We start from the raw sequence: 25,885 nt of genomic DNA, 5'->3' as shown, positions 1-25,885 counted from the left end.
ATGCCGAGGCGCTGCCTCATGACGCGATGCACGGGCGCCGGCTGTTGCACACGGTGAAGGAGGCGGCGTACGAACTCGGCATCGGCCGGACGAAGGTGTTCGCGCTGATCCGCAGCGGTGAGCTGCAGTCCATCCGCATCGGCGCGGCCCGCCGGATTCCGGACGACGCGATTTTGGACTTCATCAGGAGACAGAGGCGTTGCTCGCCGGCCCGTCCACAGACCCGACGCGCGCAGTGATCGCCGCCCTCGTCGGCGGTGACACTCCGGATAGGGCGGCAGCCAGGGGTCCAGGAAGGGGCGAAGGCCATGGCCAAGCGCGGCAACGGTGAGGGATCGGTCAGCAGACGGCGTGACGGTCGCTGGGAGGGGCGGATCTCCTACCTCGACCTGACCGGCGCACGCCAGCGCAAGGTCCTGTACGGCCAGACGCGACGCGAGGTGTCGGCGAAGCTCACCGAAGTCCGCCAGCGGTTGGACGCTGGCGAGCCGGTAGCCGACTCGTCCATGTCGCTCGGGGCGTGGCTCGACCTGTGGTTGGCCACCGCGGTGGCCGCCTCGGACCGCAAGGCGTCGACCAAAGATCTCTACGCGAAGATGGTGCGCGTCCACCTCAAGCCGACGATCGGCGCCGTCCCGCTGGCCAAGCTGCGGCCGACCGACGTCGAGGCCATGTTGTTGGGCCTGCGCCAGGCGGGCAAGTCGGGTGCCACGCGGCGCACCGTCTACAACGTGCTACGCGCCGCCCTCGAGGTCGCGGTCCGCGACGGACTGCTGCGAACGAACCCGGCGACGAGGATCGCCCGGCCCGCGGCCCACACGCCGGAGGCGCGGACGCTGACCGCGGAGCAGGTGGGCCGGATCATCCAGGCCAGCGGCCGCGAGCGGCTGGGTGCGTTGGTCGTCGTGCTGGTCTTCACCGGGATGCGCATCGGTGAGGCGCTCGCGCTGCGCTGGGACGACGTCGATCTGGACGCCGGCACCCTGCGGGTGACCGGGACGCTGTACCGGATCAAGGGCGAGCTGGTCCGCACCCCGCCGAAGTCGGCGCGGTCGCGGCGCACGCTGCCGTTGGTGCCGCCCGTGGTGGACGCGCTTCGTGCCCACCGCACCACCCAGCTCGGCGAGAGGCTGGGCGCCGGCCGGGCCTGGCGCGACGAGGGCTACGTGTTCGCCACCGAGATCGGTACACCGCTCGACCACAGCAACGTGCTGCGCTGGTACCGGCGGCTCGCCACCACCGTGGACGTGCCCGGTGGCTTCCACGTGCTCCGACATTCCGCGGCCACCGCGCTGATGACGTCGGGCGCGCCGGTACGGGTCGTGGCGGACATCCTCGGCCACTCCTCGACCCGGCTGACCACCGACACCTACCAGCACGTCACCGAGGCGCTGGCCCGTGACGCGCTGAACCGGCTCGCACAGGTGTTCGGTAGTTGACCGGTCTCATGCCCCGTCGCGTCGCACAGCTGTTCGGTTCGTGTGCCGCCGCGTTGTCGTCAAAATTGTCGTCAACCGCACTCGAGCGATCTTCGCGGAAAGGTCTGCAAGCCTGTGACCTGGGAAAATACCGACCTGTGCTCCCGCGACTGGACTCGAACCAGTAACCTGCCGGTTAACAGCCGGACGCTCTGCCAATTGAGCTACGCGGGATGGGTGGCGGCTGACCGCCTGCCACGGGCACGAGGCTACCGCACGGTGGAGGACACATGCGTTACAAGCTGACGTTCGCGGTGGGCTTCGCCATCGGCTACACGCTCGGGTCCCGGGCCGGGCGCGAGCGCTACGAGCAGATCATGTCGCTGCTGCGCGGGGCCGCGGAGAGCCCGGCGGTGCAGAGCGCGGCGGGGGTGCTGCAGGCGCAGGCCAGCGACCTGGCCGACTCCGCGAAGCGCGTCGTACGGGACAAGGTGCGCGACACCGTGGGCGCAGCATTCCGCGGGTCGGAGAGCGCCACGCCGCCGTATCCGGGCGCGACGATCCCGACCTCGCCCAACGGCGAGTCGTCGCTCTAGCACCCGGGTTCCAACCCCTCGCTGACCGTCACCAGGCGCTAAGGCCGCCGCTCGCGGGTAGGACGCAGTCACCGACCGCGCCACCTGCGAGGAGTGACGATGAGCAGCCGCATCCCCGACCCGGGCGACCCGTTCGAGGAAGAGGGCCTGCCCGGCATGAACGACGGCCTGCCCGAGAAGCGGATCACCGGCGACAGCCAGGAAGGCATCCCTACGCCACACGACGAGAGCGTCGCGGTCGAGGACTGGGGCACCACCGCTCGCGAGGAGCGCGAAGGCGAGCCGCTCGACCTGCGCCTGCAGCGCGAGGAACCGGACACCGGCGCGGCGGCCGACCGGCCGGCCGACGAGTCGCCCGAGGCGGATTCGCCGTACCCCGAGGATCCCGAACTGCGAGCCGGCCGCATCGTCCAGCCGGACGAGGGCGTGCGCGAGGACACCGAGCCCCACGACGTGGCCTACGACGTCGGCACCGACGGGGGAGGCTTCTCCGCCGAGGAACGCGCGATGCACGTCGAACCCGAGGCCTGACGATGCCGCGGTTACGGCGGGTCGACTGCGCCGCGCCCGGAATCCGTCGGGTGCGTCGCGGTCGAGGGTTCAGCTACTGCGGCGAGGACGGGGAGAAGGTCACCGATCCGGAGACGCTGCAGCGGATCAGCGACCTGGCCGTCCCACCCGCCTGGGAGGACGTCTGGATCTGCCCGGCGCCGAACGGTCACATCCAGGCGGTCGGCACCGACGACGCCGTGCTGAGACTCCTAGGCAGAGAAGCCACCCGCCGGGCCAGTTGACCGCGCGGAGAATGGACTCACTCCGCGATGAGCGCAACACCGGACTGCCGTGCCGCGGCGGCAAGCGTCGCGTCCAGCGTCGCCAGCGCCAAACCCCTCCTCTGCGCCAGCGACAGGTAGGACGCGTCGTACGCCGACAACCGGTGCTCGCGTCCTAACGCCAGCAAGGTTGCCAGGTGGCTCGGCGACGAGTCGACCTCAATCGGTAGCTGGACGAGGAGTTGCGCGAACCGTGCGGCGTCTGCCTCCGACAGTCGGCCGCGACGTTCAGCGACGAGCAGCACGTTGGCGACTTCCTGAGTCCACAGGTCGGGAACAACAGCGCGATCTGCAATGAGCAGGTCGAGCACACGCTCGCTCAGCGGAGAGGCTTCGTCCTCGAAACACCAAGCCATGGCCACCGACGCATCAAGAGCGAACGGCATTACGAGCGGCCCTCGTCGATCATCTTGCGAACACTCAACCGCCCCCGCCGACGGCCCTGCCGGGCACTTCGTAGCGCCGCGATCGTCGCTGCGGGGTCACCGGAGTCGGCACTCACGGGGACGAGGCGTGCGACAGGATGACCGTGCTTGGTGATGGTCAGACTCTTGCCCGCAGCCACCTCGTCGAGAAGCCGCGGCAAGTGCGTCTTTGCGTCGTACGCACCGATCTCGTCCACGAACCCAGACTAGTCTCAGACCAGTCTCACCACAACTGCCTCGCGATCGTCCACTGCGTTTCACGAGCCAGCGTGCAATGATTGGCTCGTGCGTGACGGCTGGGTGTTCCTCACCAACCACGCGGTGGTCCTGCTGGCGATCGCGGACGACCCGGAGTCCCGCCTGCGCGACCTCGCGACCCGCACCGGCCTCACCGAGCGCGCGGTGTTCGACATCGTCGACGACCTGTGTGCCGCCGGCTACCTGACCAAGACCAAGGTCGGCCGTCGCGTCAACTACTCGCTGCACCCGCAGGGCCTACGCCGGCCGGGCGTGGAGATCCAGAGTCTCTACCGGCTCATCGAGCTGGTCCAACCGTCGGCCAGCACGCCCCAGCGCTGAGCGACCGCACCGCGGAGCCTCCCCGACGCTCCGAGGCACGAACGATCACTCAGCAGGAGATTCGCCGACGCTCTCCCGGGCCAGCCGCAACCGCGCGGCCGCCTCGGCCCGCGACGACGCGTCGGCCGCGTCCGACTCGCGGTCGAAGGCCAGCAGCCACCGCAGCCGCTCCTCCCCCGGCCGCCGGCGAGCCAGCACCCGGACTCCCCCGCCGCTGGCAAGCCGATGCCAGTCGTTGATCACGATCGACGCGTTGACCCGGTCGCGAATGACCTCGGGCAGCTTGCCGGGCGCGGTCGTCGTGAACGACACCGGCCGCGGATCGCTCCCGTCCGGCGTCACCTGCATCGCGAGGTGCCCCTCGGCCCACTCGGCGCGGTCGATCTCGTCCCAATGCCACAGCACGGCAGCCACCTCGCGCGGGCACTCCCACAGCCCGGTCATCGTGGCGACGAGATGCCCCGCGTCGTACGCCGCGAAGGCCAGCACCCGCTCACCGGCCGGCAGCGCGCCGGCTACGTCGTCGGGCAAGGACGTACGTCGGAAGATGCTCACCCTCCAGCCCTGCCCGGAATACGGAGCTACTCGTCGAGGTAGTCGCGCAGCTTCTGCGACCGCGACGGGTGGCGCAGCTTCGACAGCGTCTTCGACTCGATCTGGCGGATCCGCTCACGGGTCACGCCGAACTCGCGACCGACCTCCTCCAGTGTGCGCGGGTGACCATCGGTCAGGCCGAACCGCAGCTGGATGACCTTCTTCTCCCGGTCGGACAGGGTGTGCAGCACCGAGTCGAGCTGCTCCTGCAGCAGGATGAACGACGCCGCGTCGATCGGCACGACGGCGTCGGAGTCCTCGATGAAGTCGCCGAGGTGGGAGTCCTCCTCCTCACCGATCGGCGTCTCCAGCGACACCGGCTCCTGCGAGACCTTCAGGATCTCCCGCACCTTGTCGGGCGTGAGGTCCATCTCGCGGGCGATCTCCTCGGGCAGCGGCTCGCGACCGAGGTCCTGGAGGAGCTGCCGCTGGATGCGCACCAGCTTGTTGATCGTCTCGACCATGTGCACGGGGATGCGGATCGTGCGCGCCTGGTCGGCGATGGCGCGAGTGATGGCCTGCCGGATCCACCAGGTGGCGTAGGTGGAGAACTTGTAGCCCTTGGTGTAGTCGAACTTCTCGACCGCCCGGATCAGACCCAGGTTGCCTTCCTGGATCAGGTCGAGGAACAGCATCCCCCGGCCGACGTAGCGCTTGGCGATCGAGACGACCAGCCGCAGGTTGGCCTCGACCAGCTTGCGCTTGGCGATCTGCCCGTCGATCTCGATCAGCTCGAGCTCGTGCCGCAGCTTCTCCGCCATCCGCTGCTGGGTGGCGAGCTTCTCGGAGGCGAACAGCCCGGCCTCGATCCGCTTGGCCAGGTCGACCTCCTCCTCGGCGTTGAGGAGCGGGACCTTGCCGATCTCCTTGAGGTACATGCGGACCGGGTCGTTGGTCGGCGACTTCAGCGCGGGGTCGTCGTCGGCGATCGGGGCCCGGCCGGGCCCGTCCTCCTCGTCGTCCTCGACGCTCTCGACGATCTCGATGCCCTCGTCGGTGATCAGCTGGAGCACGATGTCGGTCGACTCCGGCGGCAGCTCGGCCTGGGTGAGGGCGACCGCGATGTCCTCGGAGGTCAGGAAGCCCGCCTCCTTGCCCTTGGCGATGAGATCCTTGACCTCGTCGACCAGGGCCTCTCTCGGCAAAGCTGTCGGGCTCACCGTCGCTCCTCCGGTCATCCCTACAACGCCCCGATCGCCTGCTCGCGCAGGCCGCGCTTGTACTGCTCGAGCGCGATGAGCTGCCCGAACAGCTTGTTGTGCTCCTCCGCCTGCTCCACCGGGTTGATGCGCTGCAGGCGCGAGCTCAGCTCGGAGATTCGGCGCGTGAGGGCCATCTCCTGTAGCCGCGCGAGGTGGCTGGTCGCGTAGCGGGCCAGCTGGCCGCTGTCGCCCGACTCGTTCATGCGCAGCGGCTCGACCGCGAGCTCGACGACCAGCCCGCCGAGCGACTCGTCGGGTGCCACGTCGCGCACGCGGCTCACCCAGTCCTGGCCGCCGGTGGCGCTCGACGTACCCCCTGCGGCAGCGACCGCGGCGGCGACCGCGCCGTAGGCCGCGGCGGTGAAGCACTCCGCGTCGAGGGTGTCGAACACCGGCCCGGCCAGGCCCGGCGCCTGCAGGGCGAGCTTGCAGACCTCCCGCTCGACTTCCAGCCGCGGGTCGCGCGGGTCGGGGCGGGCGGTTCGTTGCGACGGCGTACGCCGTGCCGCCCCGGCACCCGCCCCGCTGAGCTGGCGCACTCGGCCGAGCACGTCGACCTCGGTGGCGAGGCCCAGCCAACCGGCGAGGCGGCGGGCGTACTCGTCGCGCAGCGCGACGTCCTTGATCTTCGCGACGAGCGGCGCAGCGGCGTGGAGCGCAGCGACACGACCCTCGGCGGTGTCGAGGTCGTGGCGGCTGAGCACGCTGCGGATCGCGAACTCGACCAGAGGCTGGTGCCCGGCGACCAGGTCGCGGACCGCCGCGTCGCCCTTGGCCATGCGCAGCTCGCACGGGTCCATGCCGTTGGGCTCTACCGAGACGAACGTCTGGGTCACGAACCGCTGGTCGTCGGCGAACGCCCGCAGCGCGGCCTTCTGCCCGGCCTCGTCGCCGTCGAAGGTGAAGATGACCCGGCCGCGCAGCTCGTCCTGGTCCATGAGCAGCCGGCGCAGTACGCCGATGTGGTCGATGCCGAACGACGTGCCGCAGGTCGCGACCGCGGTGCCGATGCCGGCGAGGTGGCAGGCCATCACGTCGGTGTAGCCCTCGACGACGACGGCCTGCATCGACCGCGCGATCTCCGCCTTGGCCAGGTCGATGCCGTAGAGGACGTGGCTCTTCTTGTAGAGCGGGGTTTCCGGCGTGTTGAGGTACTTCGGGCCGTTGTCGTCGTCGCGCAGCCGGCGCGCGCCGAAGCCGATGACGTCGCCCTTGATGTCGCGGATCGGCCAGACCAGCCGGCCGCGGAACCGGTCGATCGGGCCTCGCTGGCCCTCGCTGGCCAGGCCGCTGACGAGCAGCTCCTTGTCGCTGAAGCCCTTCGGGCGCAGGTAGCGCACCAGGTGGTCCCAGCCGGCCGGCGCGTAGCCGACGCCGAACCGGGCGGCCGCGACCTCGTCGAAGCCCCGCTCCTTGAGGAACTGCCGGCCGATCTCGGCCTCGGGGCTGGTGAGCTGCTCCTGGTAGAACTCGGCGGCCTGCTGATGGGCGTCGAGCAACCGCTGGCGCTGGCCGCGCTCGCGGCCGGGGGTGGCGCCGCCCTGCTCGTAGCGCAGCTCGACGCCGGCGCGCCGGGCGAGCGACTCGACCGCCTCGACGAAGCTCAGGTGCTCGGTGTCCTGGACGAACTTGATGAGATCGCCGTGCGCGCCGCAGCCGAAGCAGTAGTAGAAGCCCTTGTCAGGGGAGACGGAGAACGACGGCGTCTTCTCGTCGTGGAAGGGGCACAGGCCCTTGAGGTTGCCGCCGCCCGCGCTGCGGAGGGTGACGACCTGGCCGATGACCTCGGCGATCGGGGACCGCTCGCGGACGAGTGCTATGTCGTCGTCCCGGATGCGGCCCGCCACGGGGTGAGTCTAGTGCCCGGATCGGCGGTTTCCGGGGTTGCGAGGGCTCGGTTCGGCCGGTCGGGGGATATCCCGTCGGCCGCTGGACTCGGGTCGGGCGTACCCCCGCGCGCCCGCGCGCCCCGTGTTATCGCGTGTCAGCGCCCGCCGAGCCGCCGGTGCCAGCGCCGTGCGGAGGTGTCGGTGAGGGAGGCGACCTGGTCGATGACAACGCGCAACCGCTGAGCGTCGTCGGCCGCTTCGCCGTACGCCGCGCGCAGGGCCGGTTCGAGCGCGTCGGGTGCTCGGACCACGAGCTCTCGCACCAGGCCGAGGATGACCTCGCGCTCCTCGGCTCGCGTTTCCTCGGCCGCGGTGCGGAACATGACGTAGTGCGCGGTGATCGCCTTGAGCAGCGCACACTCGGCGCGGGCCTCCGCCGGGACGTGCAGGTCCGCCGCGTAGCGGGCGAGCGGCCCGCCACCGCGCCGCTCGCGGGTCGCGGTGACGGCGGCGCGGCAGAACCGGCCGATCAGGCCACTCGTCAGCCGCTTGAGGGCGACCAGGGAACGCTGGCTGCCGTCGTGGCCCTTGGGCCAGGTCTCCAGCGCGAGGATCCGGTCGAGTGCTTCGTGCAGAGCGTCGGGCGGCTCGCTCGAGTAGTGCTCGCGCGCGACGTCGACGAGCTGGTCGCGGTCGTCGCGCAGGCGGTGCAGCGGCACGTGTCCCGCGACGATCCCGTCCTCCAGGTCGTGCACCGAGTAGGCCACGTCGTCGGCCCAGTCCATGATCTGGGCCTCGATGCACCGCCTGCCGTCAGGGGCGCCCTCTCTCAACCAGGTGAAGGCCGGCAGGTCGTCGGCGTAGACGCCGTACTTGGGACCGTCCTGCTTGGGCCAGGGGTACTTCGTCGCACCGTCGAGCACCGCCCTGGTGAGGTTGAGGCCGGCGCCCTCGACCTTCGCCTCCAGGCGGGTGAGGACCCGCAGCGACTGGGCGTTGCCCTCGAACCCGCCGCACGGCTGCGCGGCGTCGTCGAGCGCCTGCTCACCGTTGTGGCCGAACGGCGGGTGGCCCAGGTCGTGCGCAAGGCACGCGGCGTCGACGGCGTCCGGGTCGGCTCCGAGCGCGACCGCGAGCTCGCGGCCGACCTGAGCGCACTCCAGCGAGTGGGTCAGCCTCGTGCGCGGGAAGTCGTCGACGCCGATGCCGACCACCTGGGTCTTCGCGGCCAGGCGCCTGAGGGCAGCGGAGTGCAGGACCCGAGCGCGGTCGCGAGCGAACGGCGAACGTTCACCCGCGGCCGCCTTCGGCGCTTCCGCGACCATGCGCGCGGTCGCGTGCGCGTCGTACGCCGAACCAGCCCCAGACATCGCCCGCGAGGCTACTGCCCCGCGACGACGGAGCTAGGCCGTCGCTCGCCGTACACCGTCCGTCAGCCGATCGCCGAAATTCCCGCGAGTCACGCAGCCGCGGCCAGCGGCCTCAATGACCCAGCCGGGGCCGGAACGTCCACGAGGGGCCGGCGCCCCCGCGCACAGACCCCTCGTGAAGCCCGAGACTCCGTCTCGTTGACCGGCTAGTTCGGCAACCACGGGCCCGACTCCTCCCCGGATGTCCAAGATTCTTTAGGAGGCCTCAGCCGATCTGGCGCTCGCGACCCTCCCAGTACGGCGCCCGCAGCTCGCGCTTGAGGATCTTGCCGCTCGGGTTGCGCGGCAGCGCGTCGACGAACGACACCGAGCGTGGCCGCTTGAAACCGGCCAGCCGGTCGCGCGCCCACTCGACCAGCGCGTCGGCATCCATCGATGCGCCGGCTCGCGGCACCACCACCGCGTGCACGCCCTCGCCGAAGCGCTCGTCGGGCACGCCGATCACCGCGACCTCGGCGATGTCCGGGTGGTCGGCGAGGACGTTCTCGACCTCGGCGGGATACACGTTCTCCCCGCCCGAGACGATCATGTCCTTCACCCGGTCGGTCAGGTAGAGGTAGCCCTCGGCGTCGAGGTAGCCGGCGTCGCCGGTGCGCAGCCACCCGTCGGCCGCGAGCGTGGCCGCGGTCTCCTCGGGCTTGTGCCAGTAGCCGGCCATGTTCTGCGGTGAGCGGGTCCAGACCTCGCCGACCTCACCGGGCGGCAACACGTCTCCGGTCGACGGGTCGGTGATCTTCATCTCGACCCAGGGGTAGGGCCGGCCGGCCGAGCGCATCAGGTAGGCGCGCGGCCCGTCGGGGTCGTGATCGGCCGCCGGCAGCTCGGTGATCGCGCCTGTGGTCTCGGTCAGGCCGTAGACCTGGATCAGGTCGCAGCCGAACGTCGCCAGCGACCGCTTCAACGCCTCGTTGGTGATCGGCGAGGCCCCGTAGGCGATCGACCGGAACGCCGACCAGTCGCGCTCGGCCGCCCCCGGCACCGCGCACAGGAACTGCAGCACCGCCGGCACGAGGAACGCGTTGGTCACCCGCTCCCGCTCCATCGTGTCGAGCAGCTGGTCGGGCACGACCTCCCGGACGAGCACGCACCGGCAGCCCTGGTTGAGCCCGGCCAGCGCCCACCCCGATCCGCCGATGTGGAACAGCGGCATCGCCACCAGCGACACCGACTCCGAGTCGAGCTTCCACAGGTCGGTGACCGCCTCGGCGAGGGTGCCCATGTTGGCGTGGGTGAGCATCACGCCCTTGGGCAGGCCGGTCGTGCCGCTCGTGTAGAGCTGCAGCGCGATCTCGTCCTCGGCCGGCTCGCGACCGGGGTCGTCGGCCGGCTGGTCGGCGATCCACGACTCGTACGCCGCACCGCCCACGATCAGCGGCAGCTCGCGAGCCGATGCCACCTGCTCGGCTACCGTCCGGAACTCCTCCCCCGCCACCAGCAGCTTCGCCTGCGCGTCGTCGACGATCTCGCCGACCTCCCGGGCGACCAGCCGCCAGTTGACGTCGACGAGAACGGCGCCGACCTTGCCGGCGCCGAAGAGCAGCTCGAAGTAGGCGATGGAGTTCTTGTCGAGGTGCGCGATGCGGTCACCCGGGCCGACCTCCATGGCGCGCAGCGCCTGCCCCACCCGGTTGGCACGGGCGTCGAGCTCGGCCCAGGTCACGCGGGCATCGGCGGCGATGAGGGCGGGCTGGTCGCCGCGCGAGCGGGCATGGCGGCGGACGATGTCGACGACGCGGTAGTCCATGCCGCACGCTATCCCGGCGCCGTCCGGAAGATCAGCGGCTGTCGCTGCCCTCGGTCTCGATGCTCGCGCGCCCCGCCTCGAGCCGCGCGACCGGCACCCGGAACGGCGAGCACGACACGTAGTCGAGGCCGACCGCGTGGAAGAAGTGCACCGACTCGGGGTCGCCACCGTGCTCGCCGCAGATGCCTACCTTGAGACCCGGCCGGGTGGCCCGGCCCTCCTCGGTCGCGATCCGCACCAGCCGGCCGATGCCCTCCGTGTCGATCGTCTCGAACGGGCTCACCCCGAAGACGCCCAGGTCGATGTAGTGGCCGAAGAACGCGCCCTCCACGTCGTCGCGGGAGAACGCCCAGCCCATCTGCGTCAGGTCGTTGGTGCCGAAGGAGAAGAACTCCGCGGCCTCGGCGATCTGCCCGGCGGTCAGCGCGGCCCGGGGCACCTCGATCATCGTGCCGATCGGGAACTCCAGCGCGGCACCCTGCTCGGAGGACACGTCGGCGAGCACCCGCAGCGCCTCCTCGCGGATGATCTCCAGCTCCTGGACCGCCCCGATGAGCGGGATCATGATCTCGGGCCGCGGGTCGCCACCCTGCTGCTTGCAGGCCGCCGCGGCCTCCGCGATGGCCCGCACCTGCAGCGCGTAGAGACCCGGGATCACGAGCCCGAGCCGGACGCCGCGCAGGCCCAGCATCGGGTTCTGCTCGTGCAGCCGGCGTACGGCCTCGAGCAGGTTCTTGTCTTGCTCGGTCGCGGCGTCGCCGGCAAGGGCGACCTTGACGGACAGCTCGGTGAGGTCCGGCAGGAACTCGTGCAGCGGCGGGTCGAGCAGCCGCACGGTGACCGGCAGCCCGTCCATCGCGGTGAAGATGCCGACGAAGTCCTCGCGCTGCAGCGGCAGCAGCGCCTGCAGCGCGCGGTCGCGCCCCTCGTCGGTGTCGGCGAGGATCAGCGTCTCGACGTGCTTGCGCCGGTCACCCAGGAACATGTGCTCGGTGCGGCACAGCCCGATGCCCTGCGCGCCGAACCGCCGCGCCCGCGCGGCGTCGTCGGGGGTGTCGGCGTTGGCGCGTACGCCGAGTCGCCGGGCCTCGTCGGCGTGCGTCATCAGCCGGTGCACGGCAGCAACGAGCGAGTCGGCGTCGGGCTTCAGGTTGCCCTCGAAGTACTCGACGACCGGGCTCGGGACGACGGGCACCTGGCCGAGGTAGACCTCCCCGTTGGTCCCGTCGATCGAGATGACGTCGCCCTCGTTGACGACCGCGCCGCCGGTCGCGCTGAACCGGCCCGCGCGCACGTCGACCTCGAGCTCGTCGGCGCCTGCCACGCAGGTCTTGCCCATGCCGCGGGCAACGACTGCCGCGTGACTGGTCTTGCCGCCCCGGCTGGTGAGGATGCCCTGTGCGGCGATCATGCCCGGCAGGTCGTCGGGGCTGGTCTCGCGGCGCACCAGGATCACGTCATCGCCGGCGGCTGCGAGCTCGGCCGCGCGGTGCGAGTCGAACACCGCCTTGCCGACCGCAGCACCCGGTGACGCACTGACACCCTTGGCGATGCGCTTCTTCTCGGCCTTCTCGTCGAAGCGCGGGAACATCAGCTGCATCAGCTGCGCCCCGTTGACCCGGTCGACCGCCTCGTCGAGGTCGATCAGCCCCTCGTCGACCAGCTGCACCGCGATCTTGAAAGCCGCCGCCGCGGTGCGCTTGCCCACGCGGGTCTGCAGCATCCAGAGCTTGCCGCGCTCGATCGTGAACTCGATGTCGCACAGGTCGCGGTAGTGCGTCTCGAGCGTGTGCATGATGCCGAGCAGTTCGTCGTACGACGCCTTGTCGATGTTCTCCAGGTCGGCGAGCGGCACGGTGTTGCGGATGCCTGCGACGACGTCCTCCCCCTGCGCGTTCTGCAGGTAGTCGCCGTAGATCCCCTGGTCGCCGGAACCCGGGTCGCGGGTGAACGCGACGCCGGTGCCGGAGTCCATGCCGAGGTTGCCGAACACCATCGCCATGACGTTGACCGCAGTGCCGAGATCGGCCGGGATGCGTTCCTGCCGGCGGTAGATCTTCGCGCGGTCGGAGTTCCAGGAGTCGAAGACGGCCATCACCGCGAGGTCGACCTGCTCCCGCGGCTCCTGCGGGAAGTCGCGGCCGGTGTGCTCCTTCACGACCGCCTTGAAGCGGTCGACGATGCCGCGCAGGTCGTCGGCGTCGAGGTCGAGGTCGTTCTTCGTGCCCTTGGCGTCCTTGGCGGCGTCGAAGACCTCGTCGAAGTGCTCCGCGTCGACACCCAGCACGGTCTTGCCGAACATCTGAACGAGCCGGCGGTAGGAGTCCCACGCGAACCGGTCGCTGCCCGACTGCTTGGCCAGCCCGTCGACCGACTCGTCGTTGAGCCCGATGTTGAGGACGGTGTCCATCATCCCGGGCATCGAGAACTTCGCGCCGGAGCGCACGGAGACCAGCAGCGGGTCGTCGGGCTGCCCGATCGCCTTGCCCATGGCCGACTCGAGGGTGCGAATGTGCTCGGTGACCTCGCCGGCCAGCTCGGCCGGCGTCTGCCCGTGCTCGAGGTAGTAGCGGCAGGCGTCGGTGCTGATCGTGAAGCCGGCCGGCACCGGCAACCCGAGGTGGGTCATCTCGGCCAGGTTGGCGCCCTTGCCGCCGAGCAGGTCCTTCTGGTCGCGGTTGCCCTCGGTGAAGTCGTACACGTACTTCGGCACGGCCGTGCTCCTCAGCAATCGATCCCGGACGGACTAACGCTACCCAGCCCGCGGCGGTTGATCGCGAGCGCCCGAACCGGGCCGAATCATGCGGCCGGGAGACGCTCGCCGAGGTAGGACGGAAGGGCGTCGAGACCCACGCGTTCCTGGGTCATCGCGTCGCGGTCGCGGACCGTCACCGCCTGGTCGTCGAGCGAGTCGAAGTCGACGGTGACGCAGTAGGGCGTGCCGACCTCGTCCTGGCGCCGGTAGCGCCGGCCGATCGAGCCGGCATCGTCGAAGTCGACCGTCCAGCGCTTGCGTAGGTCGGCCGCGAGCGTGCGCGCCACCGGCGACAGCCGCTCGTTGCGCGACAACGGGAGCACCGCCACCTTCACCGGGGCGAGCCGCGGGTCGAGCCGCAGCATGACCCGCTTCTCGGTGCCGCCCTTGGCCGTCGGCGCCTCCTCCTCGGAGTAGGCGTCCATCAGGAACACCAGCACGCAGCGGTCGACGCCCGCTGCCGGCTCGATGACGAACGGCGTGTAGCGCTCGTCGTTCTCCTGGTCGAAGTAGGTGAGGTCCGCACCGGTGGCCTTCGCGTGCACGGTGAGGTCGTAGTCGGTGCGGTTGGCGACGCCCTCGAGCTCGCCCCACTCGGAGCCGCTGAAGCCGAAGCGGTACTCGATGTCGACCGTGCGCTTGGAGTAGTGCGACAACTTCTCCTGCGGGTGCTCGTAGTGCCGCAGGTTGTCGTCGCGGATGCCGAGGTCGCGGTACCAGCGGGTGCGCTCGTCGATCCAGTACTGGTGCCAGTCCTCGTCGGTGCCCGGCGGCACGAAAAACTCCATCTCCATCTGCTCGAACTCGCGGGTGCGGAAGATGAAGTTGCCCGGCGTGATCTCGTTGCGGAACGACTTGCCCTGCTGGGCGATGCCGAACGGCGGCTTCTTGCGCGCCGACTGCATGACGTTGAGGAAGTTGATGAAGATGCCCTGCGCGGTCTCGGGGCGCAGGTAGGCCAGGCCCGACTCGTCCTCGACCGGACCGAGGTAGGTCTTCAGCAGGCCGTTGAACATCCGCGGCTCGGTCCACGCGCCCTTGGTGCCGCAGTTGGGGCAGGGGATCTCGTCGGGCGACGAGGGTGCGTTGCCCTTGCGCTCGGTGAACTCCTCGGCCAGGTGGTCAGCGCGGAACCGCTTGTGGCACGACTGACACTCGGTCAGCGGGTCGACGAACTCCGAGACGTGGCCGGACGTCTCCCACACCTCGCGCGCGAGGATGACGCACGAGTCGAGGCCGACGATGTCGTCACGCTGCTGCACCATCGCCCGCCACCAGGCGCGCTTGACGTTGTTCTTCAGCTCGACACCCAGCGGCCCGTAGTCCCAGGAGGCGCGCAGACCGCCGTAGATCTCGCTGGACGGGAAGATGATGCCCCGCCGCTTGCAGAGGTTGACGATCGTGTCCATGCGGTCGGGACTCTTTGCTGCCACGGAAACTCCATCCGGCTGGCGGTCGGCGGGGTGGTGCTCCAGGCTATCGGACAGCAGTGAGGCACGATGGCCCCGTGCCTTCGTCCCGCCGCCGTCCGCAGCGCCGGCCCGGCGCTCCGGCCCGTGGGCGGGCGACCGGTCCCGGTGACAGCCGCACGGCACGGCGTACGCCGACCGCACCCGCGTCACCGTTCCGGTCGGCACTCGAGCGGCGCAGCCGGCCCGCGCTGGTGGTGCTCTCCCGGCAGCCGCGCTGGCTGGTGCCGGGGCTGCTGATCGCTCTGATGCTGGTAGGGCTCTTCCTCTCCGGGCCCGGCGCCGCGATCCCCCTGCTCGTCGTGGCGGTGTTCCTGACCTGGCTGCTGCTGCTGTCCTGGCCGGCAATCCGGTCCGGCGGGCGGGTCGCCCGGATTGCGTCCGTGCTCGTCATCGTGGCCGCGGCCGGCTGGCGCGCGGCGAGCTGACGGATCCCCTCGCATGGTCATGGTGGTGGCCGTCGGCACCGTGCTGTCGACCCTCGTCGGCGGGCTGGTCGCCCTGCGCAACCGCGACCGCATGCACCTGCTGCTGGGCTTCACCGCGGGGGTGCTGCTGGGCGTGGTCGCGTTCGACCTGCTGCCCGAGGTCTTCCACCTGAGCAGTGGGCGCACCGGCGTGCCCAACGTCATGCTCACCTTCGCCGCCGGCTTCCTCGCGCTGCACCTGCTCGAGCGGATGGTGCTGCTGCACCACGCGCAGGAGGAGGCCTACGGCGAGCACCACCACCCGACGGTCGGGCTCGCCTCCGCGCTCGCGCTGTGCGCGCACTCCTTCATGGACGGGCTCGGGATCGGGCTCGGCTTCCAGGCCGGCACGCGCACGGGGGTCGCGGTCGCGATCGCAGTCATCGCGCACGACTTCGCCGACGGGCTCAACACCGTCTCCATCATGCTGGCGCACCACAACACGACCCGCCGGTCGGTCATGCTCCTGGTGCTCGACGCCCTGGCACCGTTGCTCGGCGCGGCGACCACGCTGTTCTGGCACCCCTCGCAGTCGCTGCTCTCGCTCTACCTGGGCTTCTTCGCCGGCTTCCTGCTCTACCTGGCGACCGGCGACATCCTCCCCGAGGCGCACAGCCGCCGGCCGTCACGGCTCACGCTGCTCGCGACCGTGAGCGGCATCCTCGTGATGTGGGGCGTCGTCAGCCTGGCCTGAGCGTTCAGGCTCAGGCCTTGCCGTAGCGGCGTTCGCGCTGCGCGTACTCCTCGATCGCCGCCCACAGGTGGGTGCGGTCGTAGTCGGGCCAGAGCGTGTCCTGGAACACCATCTCGGCGTACGCCGACTGCCAGAGCAGGAAGTTGGACGTGCGCTGCTCGCCGGACGAGCGCACGAACAGGTCGACGTCGGGCATGTCCGGCTCGTCGAGGTAGCGGGCGAGCACCCGGTCGTCGACCCGGTCGGGGTTGACCTTGCCGGCTGCCACGTCGCGGGCCAGCGCAGCCGCGGCGTCGGCGATCTCCGAGCGGCCGCCGTAGTTGACGCACATCGTCAGCGTCAGCACGTCGTTGTGCCGGGTCATCTCCTCGGCGACCTCGAGCTCGCGGACCACCGATCGCCACAACCGCGGGCGCCGGCCCGCCCACCGCACCCGCACGCCCATCGCGTGCATCTCGTCGCGCCGGCGACGGATGACGTCGCGGTTGAAGCCCATGAGGAAACGCACCTCGTCGGGTGAGCGCTTCCAGTTCTCGGTCGAGAAGGCGTAGGCAGACAGCCACTTCACGCCGACCTCGATGGCACCCTCGACGACGTCGAACAGCGACGACTCGCCCTCCTCGTGCCCCCGGGTGCGGGGCAGGCCGCGGGCACGCGCCCAGCGGCCGTTGCCGTCCATGACGATCGCGACGTGACGCGGGACCCGTTCACGCGTCAGCTGCGGCGGGCGGGCGCCGGACGGGTGCGGCGACGGCGGCCGCGGTGCGGGGCGAGCCGGCATCAGACCCGGGAGACCAGCCGCAGGGAACGCAGGCCGCGTTCCAGGTGCCACTGCACGTAGGCCGCGACGAGACCGCTGGCCTCTCGCCGGTTGCGCGGGTCGGACCCGTCGGCCACCGCCCAGTCGCCCGCCAGCAGTGCGGACAGCAGAGCGATGGTGTCGGGTGCGGGTGACGCCGAGCCGGGTGGGCGGTCGTCGGCGCAGACCACGCCGCCGACCGCGGGCGCGAACGACCGGTGCGGCCCCGGCGCACCGCAGCGCGCGCAGCCGTCGAGTGCCGGTTCGTAACCCGCGATCGCCAACGCACGCAGCAAGAATGCGTCGAGCACGAGGCCCGGCTCGTGCTGCTTGTCGACCAGTGCGCGCAGCGCTCCGAGCACCAGCAGGTAGAGCCGCAGCGACGGCTCGCGCTCCTCGGCGGTGAGCCGCTCGGCGGTCTCGAGGATCACGCTGCCCGCGGTGTAGGTCGCGTAGTCGCCGGCGATCCGCTCGCCGTAGGGCTCGAGCGTCTCCGCCTGCGTGACGATGTCGAGCGAGCGGCCCGTGTGCAGCTGCAGGTCGACGTGGGTGAACGGTTCCAACCGCGCGCCGAACCGCGACGTCGTACGCCGCACTCCCTTGGCCACCGCCCGCACCCGGCCGGTGCGACGGGTCAGCACGGTGACGATGCGGTCGGCCTCGCCGAGCTTGTGCGTGCGCAGGACGACGCCCTCGTCGCGGTAGAGCGCCACGGCCTCAGCCTAGTGCGGCGCGGCGCGGAAATCGGCTGGCGCGAACCGGCGCGGCGAGAGAGGCTCGCCCCTCATGGACGTCGTCCCGCTGAGCCTCGACTCCCCCGAGCCGCTGTTGCGCGAGTGGGCCGCGCTCGACGCCGCGATCCAGGCCGAGCTGATGCCGGACCTCGACCCCCCGCCGTATGCCCAGTCGCTGCGCAACCTGCAGCCGGTGGCGCATCTGAACCGTTGGGGTGTCGCCGCGGTCGACGGGGCGCAGGTGGTCGGTGCCGGGCTGTGCCGGTCGTTCCTCAGCGACAACCGGCATTTGTGCGAGGTCGACCTCTACGTGGCCAAGGGGCGCCGTCGGGAGGGGGTCGGCAGCGCGCTGCTGTCGCGGGTGGCGGCGGTCGCAGGCCAGGACGGCCGCACGACGATCGTCGGTTACGCGGCCGCCGGCTCGGCCGGTCTCGACTTCGCGACGGCACTCGGCGCAGTGGAGAAGCAGGGTGAGCTGCGCAGCTCCCTCGACGTCAGCACCCTCGACCGGGAGGCGCTGGCCGGCGAGCTGGCCGCGGCCGAGGCGGCGTCGGTGGACTACGAGCTGCTCCGCTGGTCGGGCGTCTGCCCGGAGGATCTGCTCGCGGCCTACGCCGGCGTGGCCGACGCGATGAACGACGCGCCGCGCGGCGAGCTCGACATGGAGGACGTCGTCGCCGAGCCCGAGCGCATGCGGGTGCGGGCTCAGACGGTGCTGGCGACCGGCGCCCGCCCCTACGTGGTGGTGGCGCGGCGGACAGGTGACGCGGAGCTCGCAGGGTTCACCGAGCTGACGGTCGCCCCGGGCGGAGGCACCGGCTACCAGGAGGACACGGGCGTGGCCCGCGCCCATCGCGGCCACCGGCTCGGGATGCGGGTGAAGGCGGCGATGCTCGCCTGGCTCGCGACCGAGGAGCCCCGGCTGCGCGTGGTCACCACCTGGAACGCCGAGAACAACGAGCACATGCTCGCGGTCAACCGGCAGCTCGGATTCGTCGCGCAGGAGCGGTGGAGCGCACTGGAGGTCGACGTCGCGGCGATCAGAAGCCGAGCCGCCGCAGCTGTTTAGGGTCGCGCTGCCAGTCCTTGGCGACCTTGACCCGCAGGTCGAGGTAGACCCGCGTGCCGAGCAGCGCCTCGATCTGCTGCCGCGCGCGGGTGCCGACGTCCTTGAGCCGGGCGCCACGGGTGCCGATGACGATCGCCTTCTGGCTCTCGCGCTCGACGTACATCACCGCGTCGATCTCGAGCAGGTCCCGGTCGTCGCGGCGGCGCATCTCGTCGACGACGACCGCGATCGAGTGCGGCAGCTCGTCGCGCACGCCCTCGAGCGCGGCCTCGCGAATCAGCTCGGCGGCCATCACCTGCTCCGGCTCGTCGGTCAGCTCGCCCTCGGGGTAGTAGGCCGGCCCTTCGGGCAGGTGACCGACCAGCAGGTCGGTGAGCAGCGGCACCTGGAAACCGGTCGTCGCCGACACCGGTACGACGTCGGCCCAGTCACCGAGATCCGACAGCGCGACCAGCTGCCGGCCGATCGTGTCCTTGTCGGCGAGGTCGGCCTTGGTGACGACGGCGACGACCGGGGCGCGGATCTCCTTCAGCTGCTGGGCGATGTAACGGTCGCCCGGACCGACCTTCTGGTCGGCCGGCACGCAGAAGCCGACGACGTCGACCTCGCCGAGCGTGGTGCGGACGACCTCGTTGAGCCGCTCACCGAGCAGGGTCCGCGGCCGGTGCAGTCCCGGAGTGTCGACGAGCACGAGCTGCGCGTCGGGCCGGTGCACGACCCCGCGGACGGCGTGCCGCGTGGTCTGGGGCCGCTCGCTCATGATGGCGACCTTGCTGCCGACGAGCGCGTTGGTCAGCGTCGACTTGCCGGCGTTGGGCCGGCCCACGAAGCAGGCGAACCCCGACCGGAACTCGGACCCGCTCACACCTCGGTCCGCGACCGCAGGGCACCGTCGGAGCCGGCCGAGAAGAGCGGTGTGCCGGCACCACCCAGGTCGCGCACGGCGCCCAGGTCGGCATCGCTGGCCTCGGCACCGACGAGTGCCGCTGCCTCGAGCCCGGTCGCGCCGCTGGAGACCGCCATCGCGACGGCCACCTGCACCGCGGACAGTGACAGCGAGGGCAGGTCGACCGACGAGGCGGCGTAGGTGCGGCCGGTGTCGTCGCGCACCGCCGCGCCTTGCGCCGCGGAGGTTCGCGCCTGCGCCGAGCGGGCGAGGGTGAGGATCTTCTCGTCCTCGGGGTCGAGCTCAGGCATCGGAGTGCTCCGGCTGCGGCACGTCGTCGTGGTCGGAGGACGACCCGTTGGTGGACGGGCGGATCAGCACGGTACCGATCCGGTGGCGGCGCCCCTTGGTGCCCTCGGCGGTGAACGTCAGGCCCTGCAGCGTCGCGGTCGCGCCCGGGATCGGCACCCGGCCCAGCGCGGTGGCCAGCAGGCCGCCGACGGTCTCGACGTCGTCGAGGTCGAAGGAGACGCCGTAGAGCTCCTCGATGTCGTCGACGGGCAGCCGCACGTTGACCCGTCGGGCACCGTCGTCGAGCTCCTCGATGCGCGGCACTTCGCGGTCGTACTCGTCGGTGATCTCGCCGACGATCTCCTCGAGGATGTCCTCGATGGTGACGAGGCCCGCGGTGCCGCCGTACTCGTCGATGACGACGGCGAGGTGCACCTGGCAGGCCTGCATCTCGCGCAGCAGCTCGTCGATCGGCTTGGAGTCGGGGACGAAGTAGGGCGGCCGCATGATCTCGTCGACCTTCACCCGCTCGCCACGGCTCTCGTGGTCGTGCACCCGGCGGACGAGGTCCTTGAGGTAGGCCACGCCGACGACGTCGTCCTCGTTGTCGCCGACCACCGGGATGCGGGAGAAGCCGCTGCGCAGCGCGAGTGACAGGGCCTGGCGCACACTCTTGTCGCGCTCGATCCAGACCATGTCGGTGCGCGGCACCATCACCTCGCGCACGAGCGTGTCGCCGAGCTCGAAGACGGAGTGCAGCATTGCTCGCTCGGACTCCTCGATGACCTGGCGTTCCTCGGCCACGTCGATGAGGTCGCGCAGCTCGGCCTCGGAGCTGAACGGTCCCGCCGGAAAGCCCCGGCCGGGGGTGAGCGCGTTGCCGAGCAGGATCAGCAGCTGCGGCAGCGGTCCGAGGATCCGGTTGAGCGACAGCGCCAACCAGGCGGTGCGCAAGGAGATGGTCTCGGCGTGCTGGCGGCCGAGGGTGCGCGGAGCGACACCGACGAGCACGTAGTCGATGACCGTCATCGAGCCGGCGGCGACGAGGATCGCCCGCCAGTCGGTCGGGAACGTGTCGGAGGCGACCAGCGCGACGAGCACGGTGCCGGTCAGCTCCGCGGCCACCCGGATGAGCAGCAGCAGGTTGAGGTAGCGCGGCGGGTCGGTGATGACCGTCTGCACCCGGCGCGCGCCGCGCTTGCCGGAGTCGGCCAGCCCGTCGATCCGCACCCGGGAGACGCGCGACAGCGCGGTCTCGGCCGCGGCGAAGAATCCGGCCAGCAGCACCATGAGGCCGGCGGCGAGCAGCAGTGCGCCGTTACCGCTCATGCGCGGGCCGCCTGCCAGGACGCGAGCAGCCTGCCCTGCAACCCGAACATCTCCCGCTCGGCCGACGGCTCGTGGTGGTCGTAGCCGAGCAGGTGCAGCACGCCGTGGGTGCACAGCAGGTGCAGCTCGTCGTCCATCGAGTGGCCCGCTTCGCGCGCCTGCTGCTGCGCGACCTCGGGACAGAGCACGACGTCGCCGAGCAGCGTGGGCGGCGGGTCGTCGTCATCGTCGTCACGAGGCGTCTCGAGCGCGTCCATGGGGAAGGCGAGCACGTCGGTGGGGCCGGGCTCGTGCATCCAGCGCTCGTGCAGTGCGGTCATGGCGGCGACGTCGTAGAGCATGATCGACAGCTCGGCGAGCGGGTGGATGCCCATCTCGACCAGCACGTGCCGGGCCAGCCCCTCGAGGGCGTGGGCGTCGACGTCGACGCCGGACTCGTTGACGATGTCGATGGACATCGAGGTCACCGCCGGCCGCGACGCTGACCGGCCGCCGGCCGCGCCGGAGCGTCCTGCTGTGAGGCGTCGTAGCGCGCGTAGGCGTCGACGATGTCGCTGACGAGGCGGTGGCGTACGACGTCGCTGCTGGTCAGCCGCGTGAAGTGCACGTCGTCGATGCCCTCGAGTATCCCTTGCACGATCCGCAGTCCGGACTGCTGCCCGGCCGGCAGGTCGGTCTGGGTGATGTCGCCCGTCACGACCATCTTCGAGCCGAAGCCGAGCCGGGTCAGGAACATCTTCATCTGCTCGGGCGAGGTGTTCTGCGCCTCGTCGAGGATGATGAACGAGTCGTTCAGCGAGCGGCCGCGCATGTAGGCCAGCGGCGCCACCTCGATGGTGCCGCTCGCGATCAGCCGCGGGATCGAGTCGGGGTCGACCATGTCGTGCAGCGCGTCGTGCAGCGGCCGCAGGTAGGGGTCGATCTTCTCGTAGAGCGTGCCCGGCAGGAAGCCGAGCCGTTCCCCCGCCTCGACCGCGGGCCGGGTCAGGATGATCCGGTTGACCTGCTTGGCCTGCAACGACTGCACCGCCTTGGCCATCGCGAGGTAGGTCTTGCCGGTGCCGGCCGGGCCGATGCCGAAGACGATCGTGTGCTGGTCGATCGCGTCGACGTAGCGCTTCTGGTTGAGCGTCTTCGGCCGGATCGTGCGCCCGCGGCTGGACAGGATGTTGAGCGTCAGGACGTCGGCGGGACGCTCGCGGGTCTCGGCCCGCAGCATCGCGAGGCTGCGCTCGACCGAGTCTGCGGTCAGCACGTCGCCGCGGTCGAGCAGGGTGATGAGCTCCTCGAAGAGCCGGGCGACGAGTGCCGACTCCTCCGGCTCACCGCTGATCGTGATCTCGTTGCCGCGGACGTGGATGTCGCTGCGGAAGGCGCGCTCCACGACCCGCAGCAACTCGTCGTGAGAGCCGAGGAGGCTCACCATGGAGTGGCTGCTGGGCACGACGATCTTCGTCTGCGCGTGTGGGGTGTCCGCCATGGGCGCGGCCTTGCCGGCCGGGGCACCTGCTTTCCGTCGCTCGGAGAATTCGGCTGCGCTCATGCTACGCGGGCAGCCGCCGCCTCACCTACAACTGCGGATCAGTCGACGATCATCCCGGCGGCCAGCCCAGACCGCGGCCGGCGAGCACGTGGGCGTGCACGTGGAAGACGGTCTGCCCGGCTCCCGCGCCGGTGTTGAAGACCACCCGGTAGCCCGCATCGGCCGCTCCCTCGTCGGCCGCCACGGCAGCCGCCTCGCGGAGCACCTCGCCGAGCAGGTCCGGGTCGTCGCGGGCGAGTGCCGCGACGTTGACGTGATGCTCCTTGGGGATCACGAGCACGTGGGTGGGCGCCTGCGGGTTGATGTCGCGGAACGCCAGCGTCCGCTCCCCGTCGCGTACGACGGTGGCCGGCAGCTCAGCGGCGACGATCCGGCAGAACAAGCAGTCGTCCGCCACTCACGGCTCCTCTCGGTGGTGGTCACGGGTCAGGTAGAGGCCGGCACCGCCGGCGGCGCCGAGCGCGATCGCCAGCAGGATCGCGATCAGCAGGTAACGGGTCAACGGGTCGAGCCCCCCGCCGCTCGACGAGGCGGCCGCCGGGGTCGGTGACAGGGTCGCGGGCGGCGGGGTGGTCGGCAGGCCGATCGGAGATGCGTTGAGCTCGGTCGGCGCCTCGATCGTGCCCACCGGCGCCGGAGCCTCGGTCGGGCGGTGCACGGCCGGCCGCGGCGAGTAGGTCGACGGCGGCCTGGTGGTGGTCACCGGTGCAGCCGTCGTCGGCGCCGCCGTCGGCGGGGTGGTCGCGGTCGGCGCCGCCGAGCTGAACGTCGGCAGCGGCAGCACGTCGCGTGTCGGCGACGGTGAGGGTGAGGAGACGGGTTGCGACGCCGCGCTCGACGGTGCGGTCGGCACCGGGCTCGCGGACGTCTCGGCGTGGGCCGTGCCGCCGCCGAGCAGCGCAGCCACGACGGCGACTGCACCCAGGGCACGGCGGACGTCCACGACTCACCACTCTACGAACGCGCGACACGCCGCGGGGCGGTAAACCGAGTCAGGCCGCGGTGCGTCGTACGAGCATGACCTGGACCGTGATCCGGGGTGAGGTCGCATCCGCGGCCACCGAGCGTGGGAGGCGATCGGTGAGCGCTGCACCGGTGGGCGCGACCGAGGCACTCGTCGTGCTCTACCGCGCCCACTACCAGGAGCTGGTGCGGCTGGCCTGGCTGCTCCTGCGCGACCACGAGTCCGCAGAGGAGGTCGTGCAGGACGCCTTCGTCGCCATGCACGACTCCTGGCAGCGGCTGCGTCAGCCCGACAAGGCAGTCGCCTACCTGCGCCAGACGGTTGTCAACCGGTGCCGTTCGGCGCTGCGGCATCGCACGGTGGTCGACCGCTTCACCCCGCCCGTCCTGCCCGACGCTCCGAGCGCCGAGCAGGGTGCGCTCGGGTTGCTGGCCCGGGAATCTCTCATGCAGGCGCTCGCCACCCTGCCCTTGCGGCAACGGGAGGCGCTCGTCCTGCGCTACTACGCGGACCTCTCAGAGGCCCAGATCGCCGACGCCATGGGCATCAGCCCCGGCGCGGTGAAGAGTCACGCGTCGCGTGGACTGCACGCCCTGCGCGAGCTGTTCGGCGACGCCGCCGACTCCCCCCTGGAGGGACGGTCATGAAGTTCGACGACGAGACGCTGCGCGCGTTGCTGCGGGAGGAGGCGGAGACGGTGAAACCGACCGGCGACGGCCTGACACGTATCCAGGAAAGGGTTTCCGAACAGCAGCAGCGGCGGCGCTTCGGCGCGCCCTGGATGCGACCGGTGATGGCGGCAGCGGCGGCGCTGGTGCTGGTCGCCGGCGGGGCGGTGGCCTACACCCAGCTGAGCTCCGGCGGATCGCAGTCGCTGAAGATCCCGGCCGGCCCGGGCACCCCGTCACCGTCGGCCTCGACGTCCGCGTCACCGACAACGGCGCCGACGACCCCGCCGGGCACCGTCTCGGCCGTGCCGGCCATCTGGCCCGTCAGCGCCGACGCGGGCGTCTGGCAGACCGACCCCGCGAAGACCGCGCTGCACTTCATGTCCGACTTCCTGCAGATGCCGCAGCTCGACACCGTCGTCTCGAAGGACGTCCGGTCGACTGACGCATCGGTGAGCGTCGGCCGGGTGCTGCCGTCGGAGAGCCGCAAGCTGGTGCCCGCGACGACCGTGCACCTCGTGACAACCGACGGCAAGTGGTACGTCGACGGCGCCACCTCCGACACGTTGCGCATCGACCAGGTGAGCGGCACCGCACAGGGCGTCGCGGTCAACGGCCACATCACCGGCGTCGACGAGGTCATCCACGTCGTCCTGCGCACGACAGGTTCGGCCACGCCGACAGCGCAGACGAGCCTCCCCGGCGGCGGGCAGAACACGCCGTGGCAGGCGACGCTGACCGGATCGCTCCCCACGAGCGGCGCGGTCGTCGCCTGGACCCCGTCGGCCCTCGACGGCGCACCCGCGCACGTCGCGGTCACCCGGCTGGGCAGCGCAACGTCGCAGCCGGCCGGGTCGGCGTACCCGTCGACGTTCTTCGCGGCGCGCGACGGGCAGATCGTGGCGCTGTCGTCCAAGGACGGGTCGCTCGCGCGCACCCTCACGACCCGGCAGCCCGGCGGCGGCGACTCCGACCCGCAGGTCGTCGGCTCCTCCGTCTACTTCCTGCGCGGCACCGGGTCCTGCGGCAACGCCCTCATGCGAATTCCGGCGGCGGGCGGCACACCGGTGACCGTCTTCGCGCCGAACCAGGCGACGATCGGCGGCTACGGCGTGAGCCCCGACGTGACGCGGGTCGCGTTGACTCTCCAGCCCTGCGCGCAGTCGGGCATGCAGAGCGTCATGGTGCGCGAACTCGCCACCGGCGCTTCACACCAGACGCCGCAGACGCCGATGCCACCGATGGTCGTCGGCAACCCGGTCTGGACTCCTGACGGCACGTCGTTCGCGGGCGTGCTGCGCACCGGCAACCAGGCCGGCGTGCAGGTGTGGCCGGCCAGCCTGAAGAGCATCAACGACGGTGCGCCGTGGTGCGGTGCCGAGTCGCAGAACGGCCTGCCGCAGCAGGTGGCCTACCGGCCCGACGGGACGTTGCTGGTCGCCGCGCAGAACGGCGAGGGCATCAGCGTCGCGTCCTGCACGCCGACGAGCTTCACGCCCGTGTTCGCGATCCCGGGCACGCCGAGCGTGACCGGGATGGACGCCACCAACGGAGCGGTCATCATCGG

At 71.2% G+C, this 25,885-nt stretch carries 27 protein-coding genes, 1 tRNA gene and 2 pseudogenes; 11 read left to right on the top strand and 19 right to left on the bottom strand.

Features of this window, described 5'->3' with window-relative positions; genetic code table 11:
* Together VFJ21_13255 and VFJ21_13250 are read left to right on the top strand one after the other, a co-directional pair.
* Positions 1 to 239: helix-turn-helix domain-containing protein (locus tag VFJ21_13255; GenBank protein ID HET7408085.1), on the top strand; the 239-nt coding region annotated here is incomplete at its 5' end.
* Positions 240 to 308: 69 nt separating this feature from the next.
* Entirely contained in the window at positions 309 to 1,439 is a 1,131-nt protein-coding gene (locus VFJ21_13250; GenBank protein HET7408084.1) for a tyrosine-type recombinase/integrase, read from the top strand.
* A gap of 140 nt (positions 1,440 to 1,579) precedes the next feature.
* Here the strand turns inward: VFJ21_13250 and VFJ21_13245 are convergent.
* Positions 1,580 to 1,652: transfer RNA gene (locus VFJ21_13245), tRNA-Asn, on the bottom strand.
* A gap of 56 nt (positions 1,653 to 1,708) precedes the next feature.
* On the opposite strand from VFJ21_13245, the gene VFJ21_13240 reads away from it, so the two are divergent.
* The 3 genes and pseudogenes from VFJ21_13240 to VFJ21_13230 all read left to right on the top strand — a co-directional run bounded on the left by VFJ21_13240 (position 1,709) and on the right by VFJ21_13230 (position 2,763).
* Positions 1,709 to 2,014, top strand: a complete 306-nt coding sequence (locus VFJ21_13240) for a hypothetical protein (GenBank protein HET7408083.1) — start codon at positions 1,709 to 1,711, stop codon at positions 2,012 to 2,014.
* 99 nt (positions 2,015 to 2,113) lie between these two features.
* On the top strand, positions 2,114 to 2,545 hold the full coding sequence (locus VFJ21_13235; GenBank protein HET7408082.1) for a DUF5709 domain-containing protein: 432 nt from the start codon (positions 2,114 to 2,116) through the stop codon (positions 2,543 to 2,545).
* A 2-nt stretch (positions 2,546 to 2,547) separates the two neighbouring features.
* Positions 2,548 to 2,763 (top strand): annotated as a pseudogene (locus VFJ21_13230) (DNA topoisomerase IB).
* Positions 2,764 to 2,825: 62 nt separating this feature from the next.
* Here the strand turns inward: VFJ21_13230 and VFJ21_13225 are convergent.
* Positions 2,826 to 3,233 carry a type II toxin-antitoxin system VapC family toxin gene (locus VFJ21_13225; protein HET7408081.1) on the bottom strand — a complete coding sequence of 136 codons (408 nt, stop codon included), beginning with the start codon at positions 3,231 to 3,233 and terminating at the stop codon, positions 2,826 to 2,828.
* Positions 3,233 to 3,469, bottom strand: a complete 237-nt coding sequence (locus VFJ21_13220) for a type II toxin-antitoxin system prevent-host-death family antitoxin (GenBank protein HET7408080.1) — start codon at positions 3,467 to 3,469, stop codon at positions 3,233 to 3,235. The genes VFJ21_13225 and VFJ21_13220 overlap by 1 nt, the downstream gene beginning before the upstream one ends.
* A gap of 88 nt (positions 3,470 to 3,557) precedes the next feature.
* Between VFJ21_13220 and VFJ21_13215 the strand changes: the two genes are divergently transcribed.
* Positions 3,558 to 3,851 (top strand): helix-turn-helix domain-containing protein, encoded by a 294-nt coding sequence (locus VFJ21_13215; protein HET7408079.1) that lies wholly within the window; start codon positions 3,558 to 3,560, stop codon positions 3,849 to 3,851.
* 45 nt (positions 3,852 to 3,896) lie between these two features.
* Here VFJ21_13215 and VFJ21_13210 read toward each other — a convergent pair whose 3' ends face one another.
* The 7 genes and pseudogenes from VFJ21_13210 to VFJ21_13180 all read right to left on the bottom strand — a co-directional run bounded on the left by VFJ21_13210 (position 3,897) and on the right by VFJ21_13180 (position 14,838).
* Complete coding sequence (locus VFJ21_13210) at positions 3,897 to 4,406, bottom strand: hypothetical protein (protein ID HET7408078.1); 510 nt, start codon at positions 4,404 to 4,406, stop codon at positions 3,897 to 3,899.
* A gap of 26 nt (positions 4,407 to 4,432) precedes the next feature.
* Positions 4,433 to 5,704, bottom strand: a pseudogene (locus tag VFJ21_13205) (RNA polymerase sigma factor).
* The gene (gene dnaG, locus VFJ21_13200; GenBank protein HET7408077.1) at positions 5,626 to 7,494 is read right to left on the bottom strand and encodes a DNA primase; all 1,869 of its coding nucleotides are present in this window, start codon (positions 7,492 to 7,494) and stop codon (positions 5,626 to 5,628) included. The pseudogene VFJ21_13205 and the gene dnaG overlap by 79 nt, the downstream one beginning before the upstream one ends.
* A gap of 137 nt (positions 7,495 to 7,631) precedes the next feature.
* Positions 7,632 to 8,846 (bottom strand): deoxyguanosinetriphosphate triphosphohydrolase, encoded by a 1,215-nt coding sequence (locus tag VFJ21_13195; protein HET7408076.1) that lies wholly within the window; start codon positions 8,844 to 8,846, stop codon positions 7,632 to 7,634.
* A 265-nt stretch (positions 8,847 to 9,111) separates the two neighbouring features.
* Positions 9,112 to 10,650, bottom strand: a complete 1,539-nt coding sequence (locus VFJ21_13190) for a long-chain-fatty-acid--CoA ligase (protein HET7408075.1) — start codon at positions 10,648 to 10,650, stop codon at positions 9,112 to 9,114.
* Between the two features lie 31 nt (positions 10,651 to 10,681).
* Positions 10,682 to 13,363, bottom strand: coding sequence for a pyruvate, phosphate dikinase (ppdK, locus tag VFJ21_13185; GenBank protein HET7408074.1), 2,682 nt, complete (start codon positions 13,361 to 13,363; stop codon positions 10,682 to 10,684).
* An 86-nt stretch (positions 13,364 to 13,449) separates the two neighbouring features.
* The gene (locus VFJ21_13180; GenBank protein HET7408073.1) at positions 13,450 to 14,838 is read right to left on the bottom strand and encodes a glycine--tRNA ligase; all 1,389 of its coding nucleotides are present in this window, start codon (positions 14,836 to 14,838) and stop codon (positions 13,450 to 13,452) included.
* 74 nt (positions 14,839 to 14,912) lie between these two features.
* On the opposite strand from VFJ21_13180, the gene VFJ21_13175 reads away from it, so the two are divergent.
* The gene (locus VFJ21_13175; protein HET7408072.1) at positions 14,913 to 15,302 is read left to right on the top strand and encodes a DUF6703 family protein; all 390 of its coding nucleotides are present in this window, start codon (positions 14,913 to 14,915) and stop codon (positions 15,300 to 15,302) included.
* Between the two features lie 13 nt (positions 15,303 to 15,315).
* On the top strand, positions 15,316 to 16,035 hold the full coding sequence (locus VFJ21_13170) for a ZIP family metal transporter (protein HET7408071.1): 720 nt from the start codon (positions 15,316 to 15,318) through the stop codon (positions 16,033 to 16,035).
* Positions 16,036 to 16,045: 10 nt separating this feature from the next.
* On the opposite strand, the gene VFJ21_13165 is transcribed toward VFJ21_13170, so the two are convergent.
* Both VFJ21_13165 and recO read right to left on the bottom strand, forming a co-directional pair.
* A complete protein-coding gene (locus VFJ21_13165; protein ID HET7408070.1) occupies positions 16,046 to 16,816 on the bottom strand; it encodes an isoprenyl transferase in 771 nt (256 codons plus the stop codon).
* Positions 16,816 to 17,547, bottom strand: coding sequence for a DNA repair protein RecO (recO, locus tag VFJ21_13160; protein ID HET7408069.1), 732 nt, complete (start codon positions 17,545 to 17,547; stop codon positions 16,816 to 16,818). Before recO ends, VFJ21_13165 begins: the two co-directional genes overlap by 1 nt.
* A 73-nt stretch (positions 17,548 to 17,620) precedes the next feature.
* Between recO and VFJ21_13155 the strand changes: the two genes are divergently transcribed.
* Positions 17,621 to 18,637 carry a GNAT family N-acetyltransferase gene (locus VFJ21_13155; GenBank protein HET7408068.1) on the top strand — a complete coding sequence of 339 codons (1,017 nt, stop codon included), beginning with the start codon at positions 17,621 to 17,623 and terminating at the stop codon, positions 18,635 to 18,637.
* On the opposite strand, the gene era is transcribed toward VFJ21_13155, so the two are convergent.
* From era to VFJ21_13120, 7 genes are all read right to left on the bottom strand, one after another.
* Complete coding sequence (gene era / locus VFJ21_13150; GenBank protein ID HET7408067.1) at positions 18,609 to 19,502, bottom strand: GTPase Era; 894 nt, start codon at positions 19,500 to 19,502, stop codon at positions 18,609 to 18,611. The two genes, VFJ21_13155 and era, sit on opposite strands and share 29 nt — an antisense overlap.
* Positions 19,499 to 19,834 carry a cytidine deaminase gene (locus VFJ21_13145; protein ID HET7408066.1) on the bottom strand — a complete coding sequence of 112 codons (336 nt, stop codon included), beginning with the start codon at positions 19,832 to 19,834 and terminating at the stop codon, positions 19,499 to 19,501. The genes era and VFJ21_13145 overlap by 4 nt, the downstream gene beginning before the upstream one ends.
* The gene (locus VFJ21_13140) at positions 19,827 to 21,143 is read right to left on the bottom strand and encodes a hemolysin family protein (GenBank protein ID HET7408065.1); all 1,317 of its coding nucleotides are present in this window, start codon (positions 21,141 to 21,143) and stop codon (positions 19,827 to 19,829) included. The genes VFJ21_13145 and VFJ21_13140 overlap by 8 nt, the downstream gene beginning before the upstream one ends.
* The gene (ybeY, locus tag VFJ21_13135; GenBank protein HET7408064.1) at positions 21,140 to 21,601 is read right to left on the bottom strand and encodes an rRNA maturation RNase YbeY; all 462 of its coding nucleotides are present in this window, start codon (positions 21,599 to 21,601) and stop codon (positions 21,140 to 21,142) included. Before ybeY ends, VFJ21_13140 begins: the two co-directional genes overlap by 4 nt.
* Before the next feature lie 5 nt (positions 21,602 to 21,606).
* Positions 21,607 to 22,623: a PhoH family protein gene (locus VFJ21_13130; protein ID HET7408063.1), complete on the bottom strand. Its 1,017-nt coding sequence runs from the start codon at positions 22,621 to 22,623 to the stop codon at positions 21,607 to 21,609.
* A 112-nt stretch (positions 22,624 to 22,735) separates the two neighbouring features.
* Positions 22,736 to 23,083 carry a histidine triad nucleotide-binding protein gene (locus VFJ21_13125; GenBank protein ID HET7408062.1) on the bottom strand — a complete coding sequence of 116 codons (348 nt, stop codon included), beginning with the start codon at positions 23,081 to 23,083 and terminating at the stop codon, positions 22,736 to 22,738.
* The gene (locus VFJ21_13120; GenBank protein ID HET7408061.1) at positions 23,084 to 23,629 is read right to left on the bottom strand and encodes a hypothetical protein; all 546 of its coding nucleotides are present in this window, start codon (positions 23,627 to 23,629) and stop codon (positions 23,084 to 23,086) included.
* A 137-nt stretch (positions 23,630 to 23,766) separates the two neighbouring features.
* Between VFJ21_13120 and VFJ21_13115 the strand changes: the two genes are divergently transcribed.
* On the top strand, positions 23,767 to 24,297 hold the full coding sequence (locus tag VFJ21_13115; GenBank protein HET7408060.1) for a SigE family RNA polymerase sigma factor: 531 nt from the start codon (positions 23,767 to 23,769) through the stop codon (positions 24,295 to 24,297).
* Positions 24,294 to 25,885, top strand: a 1,592-nt coding sequence (locus VFJ21_13110) for a hypothetical protein (protein HET7408059.1), incomplete at its 3' end; no start/stop codon positions are given. The genes VFJ21_13115 and VFJ21_13110, both read left to right, overlap by 4 nt.

The sequence above is a fragment of the Mycobacteriales bacterium genome (assembly GCA_035690485.1).
Taxonomy (GTDB): Bacteria; Actinomycetota; Actinomycetes; order JAFAQI01; family DASSKL01; genus DASSKL01.
Note: the sequence above shows the minus strand (reverse complement) of the source record. Positions and strands in the feature narration are given on the sequence as shown.